The sequence below is a fragment of the Sphingobacterium sp. UBA1897 genome, assembly GCF_002337775.1.
Lineage (GTDB): Bacteria > Bacteroidota > Bacteroidia > Sphingobacteriales > Sphingobacteriaceae > Sphingobacterium > Sphingobacterium siyangense.
The window spans coordinates 196,224-216,958 of the sequence record NZ_DDGR01000031.1; the positions used below are offsets into that span (position 1 = coordinate 196,224).

General features: G+C 39.1%; 21 protein-coding genes. 11 read left to right on the top strand and 10 right to left on the bottom strand.

Features of this window, described 5'->3' with window-relative positions; all coding sequences use genetic code 11:
* Window positions 1-5 precede the first annotated feature (5 nt).
* From B4N43_RS21515 to B4N43_RS21525, 3 genes are all read right to left on the bottom strand, one after another.
* Window positions 6-1,208, bottom strand: coding sequence for an efflux RND transporter periplasmic adaptor subunit (locus B4N43_RS21515; RefSeq protein WP_286736148.1), 1,203 nt, complete (start codon window positions 1,206-1,208; stop codon window positions 6-8).
* A gap of 78 nt (window positions 1,209-1,286) precedes the next feature.
* Window positions 1,287-1,886 (bottom strand): TetR/AcrR family transcriptional regulator, encoded by a 600-nt coding sequence (locus B4N43_RS21520; protein WP_088162102.1) that lies wholly within the window; start codon window positions 1,884-1,886, stop codon window positions 1,287-1,289.
* A gap of 90 nt (window positions 1,887-1,976) precedes the next feature.
* Window positions 1,977-3,290, bottom strand: a complete 1,314-nt coding sequence (locus B4N43_RS21525) for an ATP-binding protein (RefSeq protein WP_286736149.1) — start codon at window positions 3,288-3,290, stop codon at window positions 1,977-1,979.
* Window positions 3,291-3,790: 500 nt separating this feature from the next.
* Between B4N43_RS21525 and B4N43_RS21530 the strand changes: the two genes are divergently transcribed.
* The 4 genes from B4N43_RS21530 to B4N43_RS21545 all read left to right on the top strand — a co-directional run bounded on the left by B4N43_RS21530 (window position 3,791) and on the right by B4N43_RS21545 (window position 8,188).
* Complete coding sequence (locus B4N43_RS21530; protein ID WP_286736150.1) at window positions 3,791-4,246, top strand: DUF1572 family protein; 456 nt, start codon at window positions 3,791-3,793, stop codon at window positions 4,244-4,246.
* A gap of 55 nt (window positions 4,247-4,301) precedes the next feature.
* Window positions 4,302-4,727 carry a GNAT family N-acetyltransferase gene (locus B4N43_RS21535; protein WP_286736151.1) on the top strand — a complete coding sequence of 142 codons (426 nt, stop codon included), beginning with the start codon at window positions 4,302-4,304 and terminating at the stop codon, window positions 4,725-4,727.
* Window positions 4,728-4,817: 90 nt separating this feature from the next.
* On the top strand, window positions 4,818-7,373 hold the full coding sequence (locus tag B4N43_RS21540; protein ID WP_286736152.1) for a BamA/TamA family outer membrane protein: 2,556 nt from the start codon (window positions 4,818-4,820) through the stop codon (window positions 7,371-7,373).
* A 35-nt stretch (window positions 7,374-7,408) separates the two neighbouring features.
* Entirely contained in the window at window positions 7,409-8,188 is a 780-nt protein-coding gene (locus B4N43_RS21545) for a helix-turn-helix domain-containing protein (RefSeq protein ID WP_201667865.1), read from the top strand.
* A gap of 45 nt (window positions 8,189-8,233) precedes the next feature.
* On the opposite strand, the gene B4N43_RS21550 is transcribed toward B4N43_RS21545, so the two are convergent.
* A complete protein-coding gene (locus tag B4N43_RS21550; protein WP_075993244.1) occupies window positions 8,234-8,896 on the bottom strand; it encodes a DUF1349 domain-containing protein in 663 nt (220 codons plus the stop codon).
* A 263-nt stretch (window positions 8,897-9,159) separates the two neighbouring features.
* Here B4N43_RS21550 and B4N43_RS21555 point away from each other — a divergent pair, with 263 nt between their 5' ends.
* Together B4N43_RS21555 and B4N43_RS21560 are read left to right on the top strand one after the other, a co-directional pair.
* Entirely contained in the window at window positions 9,160-9,768 is a 609-nt protein-coding gene (locus B4N43_RS21555; protein ID WP_088162095.1) for a class I SAM-dependent methyltransferase, read from the top strand.
* Between the two features lie 10 nt (window positions 9,769-9,778).
* Window positions 9,779-10,687, top strand: a complete 909-nt coding sequence (locus tag B4N43_RS21560; protein WP_286736154.1) for an NAD(P)/FAD-dependent oxidoreductase — start codon at window positions 9,779-9,781, stop codon at window positions 10,685-10,687.
* 97 nt (window positions 10,688-10,784) lie between these two features.
* Here B4N43_RS21560 and B4N43_RS21565 read toward each other — a convergent pair whose 3' ends face one another.
* The 3 genes from B4N43_RS21565 to B4N43_RS21575 form a co-directional block, all read right to left on the bottom strand.
* Window positions 10,785-11,870 (bottom strand): DUF418 domain-containing protein, encoded by a 1,086-nt coding sequence (locus tag B4N43_RS21565; protein WP_286736156.1) that lies wholly within the window; start codon window positions 11,868-11,870, stop codon window positions 10,785-10,787.
* 73 nt (window positions 11,871-11,943) lie between these two features.
* Entirely contained in the window at window positions 11,944-12,510 is a 567-nt protein-coding gene (locus tag B4N43_RS21570; protein WP_088162092.1) for a Crp/Fnr family transcriptional regulator, read from the bottom strand.
* 34 nt (window positions 12,511-12,544) lie between these two features.
* On the bottom strand, window positions 12,545-12,841 hold the full coding sequence (locus B4N43_RS21575) for a winged helix-turn-helix transcriptional regulator (RefSeq protein WP_198385931.1): 297 nt from the start codon (window positions 12,839-12,841) through the stop codon (window positions 12,545-12,547).
* A gap of 142 nt (window positions 12,842-12,983) precedes the next feature.
* Between B4N43_RS21575 and B4N43_RS21580 the strand changes: the two genes are divergently transcribed.
* Window positions 12,984-13,583 (top strand): nitroreductase family protein, encoded by a 600-nt coding sequence (locus B4N43_RS21580; RefSeq protein ID WP_201669136.1) that lies wholly within the window; start codon window positions 12,984-12,986, stop codon window positions 13,581-13,583.
* Between the two features lie 42 nt (window positions 13,584-13,625).
* Here the strand turns inward: B4N43_RS21580 and B4N43_RS21585 are convergent, their stop codons facing one another.
* The 3 genes from B4N43_RS21585 to B4N43_RS21595 form a co-directional block, all read right to left on the bottom strand.
* Complete coding sequence (locus B4N43_RS21585; RefSeq protein WP_286736158.1) at window positions 13,626-14,570, bottom strand: MBL fold metallo-hydrolase; 945 nt, start codon at window positions 14,568-14,570, stop codon at window positions 13,626-13,628.
* A 63-nt stretch (window positions 14,571-14,633) separates the two neighbouring features.
* Window positions 14,634-17,900, bottom strand: coding sequence for a TonB-dependent receptor (locus tag B4N43_RS21590; protein ID WP_286736160.1), 3,267 nt, complete (start codon window positions 17,898-17,900; stop codon window positions 14,634-14,636).
* Between the two features lie 188 nt (window positions 17,901-18,088).
* Complete coding sequence (locus tag B4N43_RS21595) at window positions 18,089-18,457, bottom strand: DUF1801 domain-containing protein (RefSeq protein WP_120332728.1); 369 nt, start codon at window positions 18,455-18,457, stop codon at window positions 18,089-18,091.
* 123 nt (window positions 18,458-18,580) lie between these two features.
* On the opposite strand from B4N43_RS21595, the gene B4N43_RS21600 reads away from it, so the two are divergent.
* From B4N43_RS21600 to B4N43_RS21615, 4 genes are all read left to right on the top strand, one after another.
* Window positions 18,581-19,123, top strand: a complete 543-nt coding sequence (locus B4N43_RS21600) for a DUF4269 domain-containing protein (protein ID WP_286736162.1) — start codon at window positions 18,581-18,583, stop codon at window positions 19,121-19,123.
* 17 nt (window positions 19,124-19,140) lie between these two features.
* Window positions 19,141-19,698 (top strand): Crp/Fnr family transcriptional regulator, encoded by a 558-nt coding sequence (locus B4N43_RS21605; protein WP_286736163.1) that lies wholly within the window; start codon window positions 19,141-19,143, stop codon window positions 19,696-19,698.
* A gap of 78 nt (window positions 19,699-19,776) precedes the next feature.
* On the top strand, window positions 19,777-20,094 hold the full coding sequence (locus tag B4N43_RS21610; RefSeq protein ID WP_153848385.1) for a DMT family transporter: 318 nt from the start codon (window positions 19,777-19,779) through the stop codon (window positions 20,092-20,094).
* Between the two features lie 161 nt (window positions 20,095-20,255).
* Complete coding sequence (locus B4N43_RS21615) at window positions 20,256-20,726, top strand: hypothetical protein (protein WP_286736164.1); 471 nt, start codon at window positions 20,256-20,258, stop codon at window positions 20,724-20,726.
* The last annotated feature ends 9 nt before the right edge of the window (window positions 20,727-20,735 follow it).

The following is a 20,735-nucleotide window of genomic DNA, read 5'->3' on the forward strand; positions in this document are numbered from 1 at the left end:
TAATATTATAATGAATTGATGCTATCTCTTGATAAGGCTTGTGGTGTAATTTTCTGACCATCCTGAAGCAAGTCAATGCCTTTGTAGACAATTCGGTCTCCCGCATTCAGCCCTTTACTTACCAGGTAATTTGCACCACTTTTTCCAATGACAGTAATAGGCTGTTGAACAACTTTATTTTCTTTACCAACGGTATAAACGAAGATTTTATCCTGCATTTCAAGGGTAGCAAGTTGCGGTACCAATAATGCTTGTGCATACTTCTTCTGTAGTCTTACACGACCGGTGTTTCCGTTGCGCAAAACTCCCTCCGGATTGTTGAATGTTGCACGAAGTGTAATCGCACCGGTATTTTTATCAAACTGCCCGTCCACCATATCTATTTTTCCTTTCTGATCATAAATTGTCTGATCCGAAAGAACTAAGCTGATCGGAGGGAGGTTGTGAAGCTTTTGTTGTAAATTGCTGCCTTCTGTATTGTTTTTGAATGCGATAAAGTCATTTTCTCCCAGTGAGAAATAAACATGAAGATCTCTTACATTTGACAATGCGGTAAGTGGTTGTGCGTCTGTAGGACCAACCAAACTCCCTTGCTTGCGCTGTAATCTACCGATGTATCCTTCGGCTGAAGCCCGTATTAGGGTATATCCGACATTGATTTTTGCGGTTTCAACGGCCGATAGTGCCAATTGTACGTTTGCTTTAGCGGCATTACGCGCACTGATAGCTGTTTTTAGCTGGAAGTCTGTCAGTACTTTGGTATTCACCAGCTTTGTTTTCTTTTCGACTTCTAACTCCGCATTTTCCAGACTAGCTTTTGCTGCCAGCAAATTTGCCTTCGCTTGGTTTAATTGTTCCTGATAGGGGCGGTCGTTTATCTTGAAAAGTGCCTGACCCTTAGTTACTTTGGTTCCTTCATCGACATAGATGTTATCCAAAATTCCCTCTACCTGAGGTCTGATCTCAATATTGGCGGAAGCTTCAATAGTCGCTGGATATTCCTGGTAAACGGTCTCGTTACCGTTCTCGATGGTAACGACCGGAAGGTTAACTGGTGGTGGATCAATGGGTTTACTTGTTCCGGTTGAGCAACTGTATAGAAAGATTGCACTCAACACATATGCCGTCTTTACGATATTAATTCGTTTAACACTGTTAAGTGCTGGAACGTAAATCTTTTTAAGACTTGGTGATAAATTTGTTTTCATGTGATATTAAAAATTGAAGTTTTGGTGTATTTAACGGTGTTAGATTTTTTAACGTTGTATTTTTTGCTGTAAAAAAATTTAGTCAGTCAGGGAGCGTGTGATGCCGTAAATAGCATCCTTTAATACTTCTTGATTGGTATTTTCGCCATTACCTTGGTTTACCAGATTGATCGAAATCAATCCATGTATAATAGACCAGTAGGTGAAATACTTTCTACAGATCAATTCTTCGGATGGATTTTTCTCTTTCATGATTTCACGGATGACATCACTTATCAATTTCCCATGGGATTCTGCACATTTATATGTTTTTTCAAATCCACAACAGGCAGTTCCCACACCGAACATTAACTGATATAATTCCCGTTCTTCGAAGGCGAAATCCCAATAGCTAAACCACATTGCTTCCAATTGCTTCTCCAGATCGGTTTCAGTTGATTTGGCTTGCTTTACTTTTTTGGCAAGCAGGAGATAGCCTTGGTTGGCAAGTTCCATCAAAATGGCATCTTTATTGGCGAAATACTCGTATATCATGGGGGCAGTATATTCAATGATATCTGCAATTTTGCGCATACTCAGGGCTTGCCATCCTTCTTCTTTGACGATTTGGAGCGCAGCATCTAGAATATTGGTTCTATTCTCATCTTTGAGCCGTTGTATGCGTTCTTTACTACCCATGCTAATGTGTAAATAATTTAACAGTGTTAGGCAAAAGTGATACTTTTAATTTTATTTATTGACATCTAAAAGTCATTAAATAAAAAGGCCTTATTTTTTCGGTTTGGAAGAAGCGTTTTCAGGGCTTGCAGCAAGGGTTACAATCTGTTTTATGCGATTCTTTTCTTTCTCAGTTAGGGGAAGTGCCTGTTCGATGATAGGGAGAATTTCCGTACTTTTTTCCGATTGTAATAACAGGTCGATGAAACCAAGATAGGTGCGGATAAGGTCTGTTTTAATGCCGAAGAAAATGCGTGGATCTACAATACATAATTCCTGTACTAATGCTAACAATAGGTTTTTTCTTTTTTTATCCTCTTCCGAGTTGTTGTAGGCGGGTAGTAGGCCCTTTCTTTCAAGATCTGTTAATTTTACAGCGACAGCGTGCTCAAGTACATATTTTTTTTGCTTTCTATCGAGTAAATCACGTAATTCAGCAAGTAAATTTCGATAAATAACTTGTTTGGCTTTCCCCGAGAAAAGATTATCTTCTGTAGATAGGAGGATATCTTGTTGTTCGAAATGATCAAAGAAAGTAGATTCCACATAGACAGAGTGGTGGAAATTGATCGCGTTATTATTGAAACTGCTAAGTACTTTGGCAATTTCCTTTTTATCACTATTAAGAAAATAATAATAATATCGATCACCAATTTGCTGGTTCCAGCGAATGTAATTGATGGTAAAATGATAAGAGGTATCACGATCCGGGCTATAGCCTGTCCACGAAAGCTGGTCTGTCTCCTGGATTAAAATTTCATAAACCAACAGCTTTCCATTGACGCGTATGGCGTAATCCCTTTCCTTATTCAAGTAAAGAAACCAACCGAATTCTTGTGCGAGGAAATTGTTAAAGTCATCGCTTTCAAAAACTGTAGCATTAAGTCCAAAAATGCCTTCAAGAGTAACTTGTGTTCCTGTATTTTTATGTCCTACTGGCGTGCTTTCACTGATATCGTATTGCTCTTTACTTTCGCGATCGATTTGAATTCGGTAGTTTGAGAAATATTCATCCTTCTGAAAAACAGTATTCCAAATTGCACGCGTTGCAAAAAGCGAGAAAGAAAATCGGCCCTTTCCCTTTTTTCCTCTTGTATAGGAGCTGCGTTTGAGGCTGTTCTTTTTTATAGAATCCAAAAAGTTTCCAAATGAGGAAGAAAGTGTCTCTAGGGGTATGCCTTCACCATTGTCCTGTATGCTTATACGATTAATGTAGCCTAATTCATTACTGTCTATGGAGAGTTCGATCTGTGTGGCTTTTGCATCAAATCCATTCCAGATATATTCAGCAATGGCATGTTTAGGATCTTTGGGAAGTCCTGCAGATTCGATACTTTGGTTGGTTATTTTTGTGCTCCTCTTCATCGTAAAGGCGGTTTAGCTTAAAACTTGTAAAAAAGATGGAAATAATTTGGTCGATTAATTCCATTTCAATGTACACTATTTTTTAGATCTCTTGATTAAAAATGTGAAAAAATAAGCAAGTCCAAAATAGATAATAAGATCGAAAAGAAGATAAATAAAATTGAAACTACTTCGAATCTCAGATTCAATTGAGCGTTTGCCGCCAATATATTCATAAAAAGGAATTGGAAAGCCTAATCTGTCATTTCCATCGGATGGACTATCGCATTTAGCGAAGAGAATGGTGGCCGCAACTGTTATTACACTAAAAATTACCCAGGTTTTCTTTGGGAAATTTGAAACTATCTTCATGGTTATTGGGCTTTAAGTAGTTTAAAATTACATAATATCATGTGGAGATGTATACTTTTCATTCGTATACATATGGCCATTGACGGCTAAAGTTGATGTGTTGATATAGAAGTTGCTTTTTTCGTAGAAAATATACCTAAATTTAGTCTATGCTTATAGAAACTTTAAAAAACCTTTTCCGACGGGACTTAACCAGGCTGCGTGATGAAATTTCTTTGTACAAACAGGAAGGAAATATATGGCTTATTGAACGTGATATTTCCAATTCAGCTGGCAACTTATGTTTACACCTGATCGGAAATCTTCAAACATATATTGGTGCTGAAATAGGCAAGACTGGGTATATCAGAGATCGAGCGGCTGAGTTTTCGTTAAAAGACATTCCTCGAACACGATTATTAGATCAGATAGATGATACGATTGATGTGGTTACACGTTCTCTGGATCTGTTGTCGGAGGAGAACCTTCTTGAGATATATCCCATACTCGTGTTTGAGGAAAAAACAACAACGCAGTATTTGCTTGTTCATCTGACCACCCATCTAACTTATCACCTTGGCCAAATAAACTATCACCGGCGACTGCTGGATCAACCTGAGGTATAGTTAATGTATTGGTAAACCTATTCTTGTTCTAAAACATAGGAAACAAATTTATAGTATGGACATAAGAAAAGCGGTATTATCTGATGCTCCGGAGCTTGCAACCTTGACCGAACAGCTGGGTTATCCAGCCGATATTGAAGGAACGAAAACTATTTTGGAGGATCTGTTGCGGAAGCAGGAGTATGCTGTATTTGTGGGGATTATTGACAATAAAACAGTTGCCTGGATTCAACTTCATCAGGTCATCAGTATGGAGACTGGTGTTTATGTAGAAATCATTGGCTTGGTTGTTGATGAAGAATATCGAGGTCGGGGGCTAGGCCGATTATTATTGCATGCGGCATCCGATTGGTCTAGGTCTATCGATTGCTACCGTTTGCGTGTAAGATGCAATATCATTCGGACCGAGAGCCATACGTTTTATCAAAATAGTGGTTTTATACTGAAAAAGGAGCAGAAAGTTTTTGATTCTTTGCTTTAAAAGGTGAACTTTAGCCCAATTAGATATCGAGACCATCAAACATTCTACCTGTATCGACTGTTGATTTCTCGAAGACCCGACTTAGATAAAATGAGAAGAATCTTTACATTAATTGCCTGTTGCTGTGTTTTTAATTCGCATGCACAACGTATGGACAGTATTACCACGGTGATCGCACCTGAATATGACCGAGTGGGTTTACTGCATCGATTTTGGCTTGGAGATAGTTACCGTAAATTATATAATACTCCTGTTAAGATGCGTGTGATGGATCTCGCTACAGAGCGGGGCGGGCTTCAGATTGTTAAGTTGGGTGGTGGCATGCAGACACAGTCACTTCGACTGGTAGATTCTATGGGTAGGGAGTGGGTTCTTAGGTCTATTCAGAAATACCCTGAACGTAGCCTACCGGAAAGCCTTCGAAAGACATTTGCAAAAGATATAGTACAAGATCAGATTTCGATACATCATCCATTTGGTGCATTGACCGTTCCGCCATTTAATAAAGCCTTAGGTATTCCTTCAGCTTCGCCAGAACTGGTTTTTGTAGGAGATGACCCTAGGTTCGGCGAGTATCGTGAGGTATTTAAAAATAGGGCCTACATGTTTGAGGCGCGCACCCCTTTTGAGGATCAAAAAACAGATAATAGCGCAAAAGTCATTCGTAAAGTGTTGGAAGACAATGATACGCAAATTGATCAGAAGCTCACGCTACGTGCGCGGATGCTCGACTTTACGCTTGGGGACTGGGATCGTCATCAGGATAATTGGCGTTGGGATCCCGAAAAGGAAAAAGGTAAAAAGATCTATACTCCCGTCCCAAGGGATCGGGATAAGGTATATTATAAAACTTCGGGTGTATTTCCCACATTACTTTCCTATCAATGGCTGAAGGCTCATTTGCAACCCTTTAGTCCACATATCCGAAATGTGCCCCATTGGAATTTTAATGCGAGTACTTTTGATCATTTTTTTCTCACTCATCTTACAGAGGATGAATGGATTGACGAAATACAGTTTGTTCAGAAAACACTGACGGATTCGTTGATTCATCAAGCGATGTTAACGATGCCTGATACAATTGTGAAAATGAGCGCGAATGAATTGGAAACAAATATTCGTTCAAGAAGGGACGAGCTGATGGAAAGCGGACTGACCTACTATCGATTTCTTGCGCGTGTCGTTGAACTACCATTGTCCGCCAAATCTGAATTTGTGGATGTCGATTACAATAAGGATGGCTCGGTCACTGTCAATATCCACAACAAGAAAAAAGATGGTACCGAAGGGCGAAAACTGCTAAAACGCACCTTTGTACCTGATCAGACCAAAGAAGTTCGTATATATGGCATATCGGGCACTGACGAATATAAGTTACATGGATCGGGCAAATCGCCCATAAAGATCCGGCTAATTGGGGGGGATGGACAGAATCTATATCGTACAACTGATAAATTTGCCAATGGTAGCAAAGTTTATATCTATGATGGTAAAAATCAGGTGCCGGGTGCTATGCAGGTTGATGATGCTATTCATCTGAAGTTGAGCAAAGACAGCGCTGTCCATAAGTTTGACTATGAAAATTTTATCTATGATCGTAAAGGGGTCGTTTTTAACCTAGATTATGGGGTTGATCGTGGACTTATTTTTGGACTGGGGTATATGATCGAGAATCAGGGGTTCAGAAAGAAGCCTTATGCCTATCGGCATCAGTTTCTAGGCAGTTATTTGACCGGTCGCGAATCATTTATGTTTGATTACAAAGGGAATTATAAAGATCTCATTGCAGGGCATGATCTTTATATTCATCTTTCGTCCCTTGGTCCCAAAAACCTGAGTAATTTCTTTGGATATGGAAACAATACTATTTTCGATAAATCGGATTCAAAGCGCATTTCGTATTACCGAAATCGATTTGATCTTGTGAGCGGTGACATTTTTCTGGAAAAGTACCTAGAACCTAAATTCAAGGTGTTCTATGGATCTTCTTCCGAATATTATACGAGTAAAGAATCGAATAATGTTGGACGTTATTTTGAGGAATTCCATCAAAAATATCCATCGGAACCTATCTATGGGAGTAATTTCTTCACTGGGCTTACTGGCGGGATAGATTATGATACACGTGATAATATGGCCAATCCTAAATCTGGAGTACACGTACATACCAGGCTGGGCTGGAATGCTGAAATTGGAGGGGAGGGCCGCAACTATACAAAATTGCAGCATTCCATGAGTTTTTATAAAACGGTTGCCGATAACTATATTACTTTCGCAAATCGTGTGGGATTTGATGCGGTATGGGGAGATCCCTATTTTTATCAGCATGCGCAAATTGGAGGGGAAATGAGCTTAAGAGGGTATAATTCCCGACGGTTCACTGGGAAAACAGCGCTTTATAATAATTTTGACATGCGATTAAAATTATTTAGCTACTCTTCTTATATCGTCCCAGGAACAGTCGGGGCAATTGGTTTTTATGATGTCGGAAGGGTATGGATGAGTCATGAAAATTCCAATGACTGGCATATGGGGTACGGCGGTGGAATTTATTTTATGCCTGGAGACCTGCTCACGATTCAGGGGGTAATTGGTTTTAGTAAAGAAGCAACCTTGCCTTATCTTCGCGTTGGACTTTCTTTTTAAAGACCTAAAATGAAGCTTTTTAAGTGTGAAATGAAATGAAATCGGAGATCAAAAAAAAATTAGATAAGAATTTTTCGGAGCGTGGACTACGAAATAGCAGCATTGATTTATCTGTGCTAAAACACTATAAGAGTTACGCAAAAACTTTTGCCGACATTCATAATGGTATAGCTGTACTGAGTGACCTAACAGCAAACTGGAGTTATACATATTTAGGGACAATTGCGGAGCGACTTCATCTTCCTGCAGATGAAAAGAAACTGGAAATAAACGGTATTTGGGAAGATTTTCTGCTCGAACGTGTTTACCCCGATGATTTGGCCATCAAACATGCTTTGGAGCTTCAATTTCTCAACTTGGTCAAAAAAATGGATCTGGCGGAGCGATTCAATTATCAAGCAAACAGTATCCTGCGGGTCGAAGGGAGAGAGGGGCAAATCATGCAGCTGTCCCATCAGATTTTTTATCTGGACACCCCAGGACCGGAATTCCCACAGTTGGCTTTATGCTGTTATACCCTATTACCAGAAACTGAAACGTCAATCAATCTCCGAAATTATATCCTCAATCAGGTAACAGGCGTAGTCCATCACCTGGATGGTTATGGTGCGAAAACGTCAATTAGTACACGAGAGAAAGAAATTTTAAGCTGTATCAAGGAGGGGATGATTAGTAAGCGAATTGCCGAAAAACTAGGTCTGAGTATAAATACAGTTAATCGGCATCGGCAAAATATACTCCAAAAGCTTCGTGTACGAAATTCATATGAAGCAGTGAGTGTGTTTAACAAGATGCAGCAGGATATACTGACTTAAGATAACGCCCACCTATGCGACTGTCTTAGGCGGGCGTCGGTATTTTTAGTTTGAATTATTCTCTTTCAGCCATTTGCTTCGACGTTGATCTGCAAGGTGTTTGATCGTAAAATAATCAAATTTGGCCTGAAAGCCATTGCCGTCTGGTGAAGCTGCCATTAGACCGACCATAACAGGGTGATTATCCTGTAGCCAGGCATTTCTCATCATGATATATTCCTTGTCATCAAAGGAATAGAAAAATTCTACAGCATCTAATCGACGTATCGCCTTGATCCAGATGTAGGGGATTTCCTTATCGATCGGAACAATGCTCCAATCACTTGTTTTATGTGTAACGACCGTACTTAAATTGTATTTTCCGTCGACAAATTCGATTCCTGCTTTTATATAGTTTTCATGATCAATGCGCAGCATAATACCTGCTTGATCGAACCGGGTTTGATAGTTCGCCGAGATCTTCGCCTTGACTTCAAACTCTCCCCCGCGTAGCGTATAGAAAAAGGGCGCGTCATCTACTGTAAATCCATAATGAGAGATACGCCAATAATCGCTTTTAGGCGTAACGAACATCGAAAGCGAATTGTCTTTGATGTTCCATTCTGTTGGTTCGTTAAACCAAAGCATCTTATCCAATTTTTGTGCGCTGGCCTGTATCGTAAGCAATGGAAATAATGAAGCTGCTAAAAATGTCTTTATAGTTTTCATGTTTTTGTTTTTGTGATGATATTCATTTTCAGCAAAGATATTTAAGCATAGCACAGGTTTTCAATACTGATAAATAACCATGATTTCAATAATTCATCCTATTGTAATTTATTTGCAATTTAATTGCATTTAGTGTTTTTGCTACATAGTTGCAATAGTGAAAAATACTATCTTCGCTGAGTTGACTTTTAATCCATTGTAGTACCGAATTGGTATAGCCAACAGGATCGATTTCAATTTTAAACAATATAGGCAACAGTAGTATGGAATTTTGGGAACGTAATTTTATAGAGAAGCAAGAAATGTGGGGGGATGAAGCCGCAAAGTCTACAACGTTTGCAGTAGGCTTTTTCTTGGAGCACAACATCAAAAATATACTGATTCCAGGTTTCGGCTACGGTCGCAACGGTCGCCCTTTTTTGGAAAACGGAATAAAAATTACAGGCATTGAGATCTCGAAAACGGCAATAGAGCTCGCCCGGAAATCCTTTGGGGCAGATACGGTTATCCATCATGGTTCGGTTAATGAAATGCCTTTTGATCAGGATATATATGAGGGTATATTTTGTTACGGGCTTATTCATCTATTGGATGCTGAAGAACGTAATGCGTTAATCCAGCATTGTTTTGACCAATTGGCTGAAGGAGGTTATATGATTTTTACGTCCGTATCAAAGCAAGCAAGCATCTACGGAAAGGGGGAGGCCATAGGCACTGATCGATTTGCAATGTTTGGTGGAGTACATATGTTCTTTTACGATGTTGATTCCATTCATGCCGAATTCGACCCCTATGGATTAATGGAAATTAGGGAAGTGGAGGAAAATTTTCCATTCTACTTCATCATTTGTCAGAAAAGGATTAATATTTAATAATGTATATATGAAAGATGATAGAAGCTATGAGGTAATTATTGTTGGGGGAAGTTATGCGGGGCTTTCTGCAGCGATGGCATTGGGACGTTCCTTGCGGAATGTGTTGATTATCGATAGTGGGCTACCTTGTAATCGACAGACGCCGCACTCCCATAATTTCATCACGCATGATGGTGAAAAGCCGCTCAGTATAGCGAAAAAAGCAAGGGAAGAAGTTCTGAACTACCCGAGTGTCAAGTTCCAGAAAGGGCTTGCTGTGAGCGGCACAAAGACAGCTACAGGGTATGAAATAACCACCGAAAATGGGGACGTTTTTCAGGCTAAAAAGCTCATTTTTGCGACTGGTGTGGAAGATATTATGCCTAGTATACAAGGATTTTCAGCCTGTTGGGGAATTTCGGTTATCCATTGCCCATATTGTCACGGTTATGAATTTCGAAAAGGAAAAACTGCTATTATGGCCAATGGAGAGCGTGCACTTCATGTAGCGGGATTGGTCAATAATCTCTCGAACGACTTAACGCTATTGACTTCGGGTAAGGCTAGTTTTGATGTTAAGCAGAAAGCAAAACTGAAGTTACACGGTATTTCGATTATTGAAGAAGAAATAGGTAAAATCCAGCACAAGAATGGATGGGTTCAGCAGGTACAATTAAAAGACGGTCGTGAACTTGCCTTTGATGCTGTTTATGCGGCCATTCCTTTCAGGCAACATTCGGCTATTCCTGCCGCACTAGGTTGTGAAATAACGGAACAGGGACATATCAAAATAGATAATTTTCAAAAAACTTCACTTGCAGGAGTTTTTGCCTGTGGAGATAATTCTAGTATGATGCGTTCGGTGGCGAATGCTGTTGCGACAGGAAACCTAGCTGGAGCAATGGTTAATAAAGAACTTGTCGACGAGGTTTTTTAGTGGCCGCATTGATCGGTTTTCCGGCTGTGATCGCACTTTGTTAATTTATCAGGAAGTTTATATCACAAAAACTTCCTGATGCGTAAATGGCGTGTCCCTAGTCCGATGCTTGTCTTAAAAGAAATTCAAATGGACCGTTCTTAAATTTTTTTGTCCAAATTTTGCTAAAATAATAGCTGCCGATAAAATAGGTCGATGATAGGAAGAGAATCATCCTTGGTGATAAGGTTGCTTGTTGGTCGATTACTTGATGAAACACCCCCTTGCTGGCCAAAAAAGAAAATAATAGGATGCCTAATGTTAAATGGGATATATAATGCGTTAATGTCATCTGGCCAGTTTTCGCGAGGCAGTTGACAAATGTATTGGGAGTAATAAAGCGGCTAATGTACATGAAGGTGCTAATAAGTAGCAGGCTAAAACCTATTGTACTGACTAAAAATGGAAGTACCGGAGGAAGGTAGTCCGCAGTTAGAAACGAGTAAGCTGCTATGCCAATGAGGTTTTGAGGGATACATTGTGCAACTTGTACTACCAGGTATAATATCAATCCTATGAGAAACAGTTTTTTTTGAACGATGGCGCTGGTCCAGTCCAGTTTACCCAGGTACATACCGATCATGAAATAAGACATCCACGGAAAAATAGAATTCCAGCCATTATATAAAGAGTTTCTGATAAAACCCTTTAGGCTCCAATTGTCGATATAAGTTAGTGTATCAAAATTCCATCCAGTTTCATAAGGAATTAAAATGAGCAAAAGGTGAAAAACGATCGTGAAGAAAACTGCTCCATATATGTAGTATTGTTTATCAACGAATAGCAAGAAGGAGGCGATAAACATGTAAAATCCATAAAAGTGAAGGATATCTGCAGGCCACCAAATAGATAATAATAATCCGAGAACAAATAGAAAACCTGCTTTTTTCTGCACAATAGCCTTTAGTTTAACTTGTTCTTGCGGAGAAGCGTAAATAGATTTTTCTGTTCGCAAAGTAAGTCCCATGCCTGATAGGACAACAAATATTGTACTCGAATTGCCGCTAAAGAGCGTGAGAAACTGGCCTAGCCAACTGGTATGTTGTGGATCTCCAAGAACGAGATTAAAATTGACGATATACATCCCAAAGATTGCGTAAGCTCTCAGGATATCAAATCCTATAAATCTGATTTTTTCTGCCATGATAGTTGATTTTCAAAATGTACTGCAAATTTTGAAAGATGCACTGGTTTGGCATTTGACTTAAATCAAATAATTAGATTTTTGTGCGGACCCTGCTTAATGTTTCCAGGGAAATTCCCAGATAAGAAGCAATATAGGTAAGCGGTATATGGCGTATGAAATCTGGCTGTTCCTTAAGGAGTAGCTTATACTTTTCCATGGCGCTGAGGGTGTGAAATTCAAACAGACGCTTTTCTAACCACATTGTATAGTATTCTGTCATTAAAAGATCGAGTTGAATGAGTTGAGGATGATTTATTTTGAGATACTGAAAAGCGTTTTTATCCATACACGAGACAGTAACGTCTGTAATTGCCTGAATAAACTCCCTGCTAGGCTGATTCGAAACATAACTGCTAAAGGCGACTGCGAGATCATGTTTAAAAAGTAGCTCTGTCGTTACTTCTTTTTTCTCATTCATATAGTATTTCCTCGTAATACCTTCCTCTATCCAAAAGCTAGACTTACAAACCTCACCTTGATATAAAAGAAACTCGCCCTTTTTGTATTTTTTGGTTTTGGAAATGGCCTGCAATGCTGAGTTTGTTTCCGCATCAAAACCGTCAATTAAAGCATTGATTTTTTTTAGATGCTCATTCATTTTGGCTGATTTGAGTGATCGAAAGTTGCTGATGTTACATTTGTTGAATCCGTTCGGTCCGACCCGCCGTTTCTCTTCCCCACTCAGCGATCGACTCGAGTAGTGGAACAAGTGTTTTTCCGAATTCTGTCAGTTCGTAATCTACTTTCAAAGGAGCTTTGTCGGTATGTACAGTACGTTTTACTAAACCATCAGCCTCAAGTTCCTTTAATTGTAAGCTTAATGTACGCTCTGTAATTAGGGCGCATTCTTTTCTCAGCTCATTATAGCGTTTTTTTTCAATTAAATGAATCAAAATTACTGCCTTCCACTTGCCGCCTATGTATTTCATAGTCAGGCTGGTACTGCATGGATATTGTTTGTTGTCTATCAAATACATCTGTTACTATCAAGTTTGACCGTTATTGCAAATATATAACACTATATTTAAGTTTGCAACTATAAAAAATATAGTTAATTTAATCTTGTATGTTATGGCTTTTTTAGAAATTGCAAAGCAACGTTACACAACGAAAAAGTATAATTCAGAAGCGCTAATTCCGGAGGAGAAAATCGCTGAATTAAAGGAAATAATCCGATTGAGTCCATCTTCCATCAATAGCCAGCCATGGAAGTTTTTCTTTGTTTCTTCTGCGGACATGAAACAAAAACTCGCTGCCGCATCCTATTGGAACGCACAGAAGATAAATGAGGCAAGCCATCTGGTTGTCTTTAGTGCACTTACTGATGTAGATCGCTTTGAAGAGCAAATCGCAAACACGCTTCCAGAGGGATCGATTAATTACTATAAGCAATTTTTGCAGTCGAAAGGGGAGGTCCATGTTCAATCCTGGATGAAGCAACAGGTGTATCTTTCTTTGGGATTTTTCCTTGCAGCCTGTGCTGCAAATCATATTGACGCAACCCCGATGGAAGGAATTGAAAATTCCGTCTACGATGAAATACTGGAACTCGATGGCTATCAGACGCTGTTTGCAGTTGCTATTGGCTATCGACATGTGGAGGATGCAAATCAGCCTGCCATTACCGCAAAATCACGCTTGACAATTGCAGATATAATTGAAGAGTTCTAGGTAAAAAAAGATGAAACCACTATCGGTTTCATCTTTTTTACATTAGTTTAAACTTATCTTTTTGCCCTGTTCGGGGAAAATATAATTTACTTTAAGTGGATTATTCTTGAGCAATTCGTTTTTAATGATTTCAGGGTTGTTACCAGTTGGTTTTCGGTGTGTGACCACTATGCTTAGCCCTTCCAAGTTTTTCAGTCCCGTTTTTTCTTTGAGCTTTAGCAGTTCTTCTAGCAACAAATTGGGGGTTAGGTGACCAAAGAGTAAATTTTCCGGTTGATTATTTGGAAAGGAGACTTCAATCAATATACTGTTTAATTGTTTGTTTTTGATCAGTGGAGCAATGTTATTCCAGAGCTTATCTAGCTGATCGGATTTTTCCACCCGATCGGCACCGGTATCACCAAGGTAAAGGAGATAGTGGTTGTCGTAGTGGACGAGGGCAGCACTACTTTTATATGGATTTACATGGCTCAGCTCGTATGCCGTCAATGATAATGCCGTATTTGGTACTTGCGTTTCCAGCCCCTCTTGTAAACTGTTGTAATGATACTTTCCTAGTATGGGTTTTTGGCCCTGATCCCCAAAATTGATCCAGGTATCCGTGATAAAGTAGTGATTTTGTAGAATTTGAAGGACGGGATCAATAGCAAAAATGTTCTTTTTGCTATCGGCAGGAGAATTAATAATAAGACCCGATAAATGATCGAGATGTCCATGGGAAATGAAATATCCCTTTATTTGGTTATGTAAAATTGTTTCGACCGAACCATTTAGACTTTTCAATGCAATGGCTTTTCTGATGCCTGTATTTATAGTTCCGGCATCGAGGCAAAGGAAGGCCGTGTCTTTTGGAGTTCCTACTAAATAAGCAGAAAGATTGTCTTCTTGTTCGCCACCATATATTCCCAGCGGGACAAGGTCAAAATGCTGTGCCTGACAGGTCATGGTCACAAGAAATGTAAAAATGGAAAGCGCTAGTTTTTTCATGATTATTAAACTAAAAACCCATCCTTTGTTATAGGATGGGTTCAAATTTACACTATTTTTTGTTTATTGGTTGAATCGGTAACGTACACCCAGCTGAATTCTCCAGCGTGAAGTTTCATCCACACTGTTCGAGAAAGTGTTGGTTAAAGGAATCTGATTTGTTGCATCTAAATAGGGGAATGAGAATGTTGGTTGTCCCTGCGCATTCAATCCTTTGTAATTTAAGATACCGTTTGCTTTGTTGGCAAATTGGGCAACTCCCCAGCTTTTGTTGATCATATTACCGAAATTAAATACATCAAAAGTAATCTGCAATTGATGTTTCTTTCCGCTGCTATTTAAAAACACATCTTGCGCGATACGAATATCCAGTGTTCCGATCATTTTTCCTACCAATGCGTTACGTTTCGCGTATTGGCCTCTGTGTGCATTCAGGTAATTGTCCTGATTAATGTATCCGTTCAATTGAGACCATAGTTGATCAGCTGTCCGAGTGTCTTGCGCATTGTCGCCAACAAGAGCAATTTCAGCTTTACTATTCGGGATATAGATCAAGTCATTGCCCGACAAACCATCATTATTCAGGTCACCGCCATAGGTATAGGAATAACGAGGCCCATCCTGTAGTTGATAAAATAAGGAGAATGTCGTTCCTAAATGATCCAGGTATTCTTTACGGTAAGAGAAGTTGGCAATAAATCTATTTTTAACCAGATAAGTCGAATAAGAAAGATCAGCACTATTTGGATTGCCCGAAACATAACGATCACGCCACATTGACTGCGCAATAGATCCTCCATCATTCACAGATCTTGAATCTGTATAGGTATAACCGATATTTGCAAAGAAACCACCTTTGAATTCTTTCGATAATGTTCCCGTCAGGGTGTAGCTATAGCCTTTTGATGTATTGGACATCACAATAGCGTCCGAAATGTTAGGATTTTCAGGAGTCGGTTGTGCGGCGCCATAGATACGTGGTGTTGTATAGCGCATACGGTTATCGGCACCTGCTAAAGCTTTTCCATCCGTCGTATTTAGATTGACGTTACGGAAATAAACCGAATTGATATCTTTCGAATACATGGCTTCAAAAGTACCAATAACACCACCCGGTAATTTTTGGTCAACGGCAAGGTTCGTTCTCCAAAGCTGCATAAATTTGAAGTTATTATCCGTTACCGCCAAGTTATAACTCGAGTTGTTGGCTGCAGTTTGGTGGTTCACGTTGCGATAAGCATCCACATCAGGTGTAAACGGTCTATTTGTTGGATTATTGATGGATTCAGAACCAAACATGACACCATTATTGCCGGCCTGATTAGAAATCCATACTAATGGCGGACGACCTGTAAAGATTCCCGATCCACCACGTACCTGTGTTTGATTTGTTCCATTGACATTCCAATTAAATCCAATTCGTGGCGACCAAAGAATTGCACTCTTTGGATATTTTGATACATCGATCTTTTCACCTTGATCAAAATTTAACTTGGTTACATTATCATTTTTCAGTTCATTGGGGGATGATATGTTCGTCAAATCGGCTCTCAATCCAGCAGTCAATTTAAAATGATCATTTACAGCATAGGCATCCTGTGCATATAGGCCAAACATACGTGCTGAAATCTCTGCATAAGGAAATGATCCATCAGGTAAAACAGAATACTGGATTTGGTATTTGGTTGCGTTAGAAACATTATTTTTTGCAGAGTTGTAGAAATCATCTAAACTGGCAAATGTATAGGCACCATAATAGTTCGGTGCAAATCCATTGGTGGTTTTGTAGTTTTCAAAATTGGCACCCAATGTAATCTCATGTTTTCCGGCATAAATATTAAAGTTGTTGGTAGCTTGAAATACCTTCGTCTTTAAACTATTAAATGCTGTAAATGGCTCGTAACCAAATGCTGTCATGCTACTACCGTCGGGGTTCATGATGTCTACCAAAGGAAATGGCTGACCACCTTTGGATTCCCTAAAATCGTTCATGACATTGTAACCTACGGTCAATGAATTTGAATATTTGCTACTGATACGTGTGCGTAGTTCTAAATTCACATTGTCCATATTGTTGTTTATACCGTAGCCTGCTGAGCTGAAAGGTAGGCCAAGGTTGGACGGTTGCCGATTATTTTTGGGCGCACCACTATTGGACGGTAGGATGTCGCGATAGGAACGAAAGTAGAAATATTTGGCGCTTAAAGTATTTTTTTGATCGATATTGTAATCTAATTTAACGGAAAATTTGTCACTGCGTGTATCTAAAGGATAATCTTGATATGATCCAGGATTATAGCCGATCGATTTTAGGTAGTTGGCTAGATCATCAAGTTTTTCCGCAGATACGGTTGAAACATTCGGCCCCGTATTTCCTCCACGTGAAGCTATAAAATTTGTTCCTGGGTCTGTTCTTCGCTCAAGCTCACCGCTTGCAAAAAAGAAAAGCTTGTTTTTGATAATTGGTCCCCCCACGGTAAAACCATAGCCTTTTAAGCTGAAGTTGTTGACTGGTGCTCTTAACCCGGCCGAATTGTATTTGTTGACTAAATTCTGATTTCTGAAATAATAATTTAACGAACCTTGTACTTCGTTTGTACCGCTTCTTGTTACAGCATTGATTGCAGCACCGGTAAAACCATTTTGTCTGACGTCATAAGGAGCGATGTTTACTGAAATCTCCTCAAAGGCATCCATATTGATGGGTTGCGAGTTTGTTTGACTTCCGATAGTTCCCTGTAATCCAAAAGCATTATTAAATAGCGCTCCGTCGATCGTAAAGTTATTTGCAAGGTTGCTTCTTCCCGCAAAAGAAGGATTACCGTATTGCATCGAAAATTGAGGGGTCAGTTTGACAAAATCTGTAAAGCTTCGATTGAGTGTAGGTAGATTTTGAATCGCTGTTCTGGAAATGTTTTGTGCTGCACCTGTTCGGCCGGAGTTGAAGACTTTTCCCTGTCTCGTTCCTACAACGACCGCTTCATCCAACACCTGCGATGCGGACTGCATCTGAATATCCAATGTTGAGCTTTGTCCCAAAGCTAGTTTCTCGATCTGCTTGATATTGGGTGAATGGCCCAGATAAGTTACGGTGATTTGATAAGGGCCACCAATTCTCATATTGGGGAGATTGTAGCGACCGTCATTTCGTGATGAAGTAACGTACTTTGTCCCAGAAGGTAAATGTATGGCTTCGATTGTCGCCCCATTGATTGGCGAATTTCCCTCTCTGACGGTTCCATTCAGAGCAGAGGTGGTTTCATTTTGCGCATAGGTAAGTGATGTACCAATTGTGCTTAGCAAAATGCTGGTAATCAAATGTTTTCTCATTTGTTTTGTAGCTGTTTAAATGACTAGGTGATTTTTAAACCGCGATAAAGGTAGGAGAGTATTATTGATTTTGTGTTAAGTAAATATTATTTAAATATTTCCACAATCGCTGCTATATGAAGCCTTCATTTGGTAATTATATAGGTTATCGTTTGATGGTTGATGATAGGTTATTTCACTGGTGAGGGCTATTTTTTAATTTTAATTGTGCCATTGCGATAGAGGTTTAAGGCGGCCGTCAGAATACTTTCGATTGTGTCTATCGGAAGGTCTTCCTGTGGATCAATAGGTAATGTTTTCATCCGAAGACGCTGACCTGCTTCCAGCTGTACCTGGTCCAAATGTTTACCTTCAACCATCAGTAGGTACGGAAATGTAGTCCGTTTGTCGGTCCAAAGGTAACAGAATGCTTTTTTTCTATAGCAAAAGCAAGGCATACCGTATTTTATGGTCTCACTCACATCCGCATCCTGTTGAAGGATAATATGTCTTAATGCTAAAAGACAGCTTTTATTTGGTTCTTTCTGGTTCAGATAGAAATGTTGGATCTCCTGCATATGAATGATGTGTTGCAAATAAAGATACAAGACTTATCCTTTTTTATATGATATAGTTACAATTTTCTTTTGTTGTTTAGTATATTCAGACCTATTTTATGCGATCGAATTATCTATTTGCTTATGACCATAAATTTTAGAAATATAGACTATTTGAATAGTGGAAATGAAGTGCAGAAAAAAGCCTATCGGTTACTGAGGGATTATCAGATTATTAACCGTCTTGAGGATTACAGTCCGATTGTAGTTGGTACGATACCGATTCAGATAGATGTTGATGGGAGCGATATAGACATTATTCTGTGTGTAGATGATTTTGATGCTCTTGAAGAAAAGCTGTCTCTTAATTTTTCACAGCATGCACATTTTCGGTTACAGCGGGCTGCCGGTCATGTAATCGTGTGCAGTTTCTCGATTGAGGAGCAGCTTTTTGAAATTTATGCAACGGATAAAGCAACTGAAATTCAGAATGGATATTTACATATGCTTAAAGAGCATGAAATCATTCAATTGATGGGGGAAGAATTCGCTGAGCAGGTCAGGCAGCTCAAAAGGAGCGGGGTAAAAACTGAGCCTGCATTTTGTCGGCTATTGGGAATTGAAGGCGATGCATATACAGAACTTCTAAAGTATAATCCAGCAGATAATTCGATAAACTATGAATGATTTTAATCTAAAATAGTATGAATCCCCTAATTGAACAATTTAAAAAATATGGCTATCTCAATGAAGCAATTGAGAAAGCGGTAGAAAATAGAACTCGTTATTTTTTTAAGAAAAAGGGTGAGCATTTTTTGAGGGAAGGGCAGCATTTATCAAGCTATTTTGTTTTGCGTAGAGGACTGATTCGTGCTTATTTCTTTAAAAATGGACGTGAAATGAACAGTTGGTTTGGTGAGGAAAACCAGATTTTTGGATCGATTTTGCCCGTTTATACTGAAAATCCCTCTTTTGAAAATATTCAGTTTTTGGAAGACTCCGAGATCTATGCAATTTCTGTGGACGATTTGAATGAATTGTATAGGATTTATCCTGAACTAAATCTTATAGGCCGAAAGATTGCTGAGGAGGTTTGTATTATTCTTGAAGAACGGATTATGTCCCTGCATACCGAATCTGCAGTAGAACGATATCAATCTCTCATCCGCCTACAGCCAAATTTGTTAAATAGAATTAATCTTGGTCATATTGCATCATATTTAGGAATTACACAGGAAACGCTTAGCCGGATACGACGATAAGTACACGATTTTGATATAAGTCAAAAAATGCCCCTTATATAGCGATTATCTTTGCTTTAGAAATTTAAACTATTGAAAATGAATTGGATTGCATTGATTATTGCTGGCATTTTTGAAATTGGCTGGCCGCTCGGATTAAAAATGGCTCAACAGCCAGATTCAAATAAATTTGGTTGGATCCTATTGGCTATTGTCTCCATGAGCATTAGTGGCGGATTATTATTTTATGCTCAAAAAACTATTCCTATAGGTACAGCATATGCCGTATGGACAGGTTTAGGGGCAGTGGGCACATTAATGGTCGGAATCTTTTTTTTCGGAGATTCGGCCAATGTATTTAGACTCCTGTCTGCAACATTGATCGTCGCAGGAATTATTGGCTTAAAGATTTTTTAAAAATACCGGAAATGTTATTTATCTCAGTGTACATAAAAAAAATAGAATATGCGCTCAATTTTCTTCAATTGGATTGTTAAAAATATATAAAATCTATTTTTTTTAGTCTAAACTCCTTAGAAGAGAGTAGGTTGGGATGATTTTTGCTGCGCAATTAAATTATGAGGCAAGAACTAGCTGAAAAAATAGAATTGTATAGTAAAAGGTACGGCCTATTTATGCGACCGGAGTATATTAGCTTTGCTCGGGATACAACAAGGCTGTTGCTTCGCAACGAATGTCTCCGTGAAGGTGATATAAAAGCTTATCAAGACTATATTGCCTCACATTATCCCGAAGATCTTCCCTGGGAAATGAAACAATTTCAGGAAGCGACCAAAGCATTGGAGCGCATGAGTAAGGAGACTGCTATTGCATGGGTGAATGCGCATCGAATCAATATTTTTGAATCCGACATTTTTATCGATGATGAAGATTCAATTCTGCGCCCCATTCAATCAAAAGATGAAGACATGTTTCGCTATAATTTTAACGCCTTGGAAGACCTTATCTACAATCACCAAAGACCGGACGACTTATTTCGGCGGAATAGAGATTGTTTTTGGATAGATACAAGAATTGACTGGCGGTAGTTAACTGCT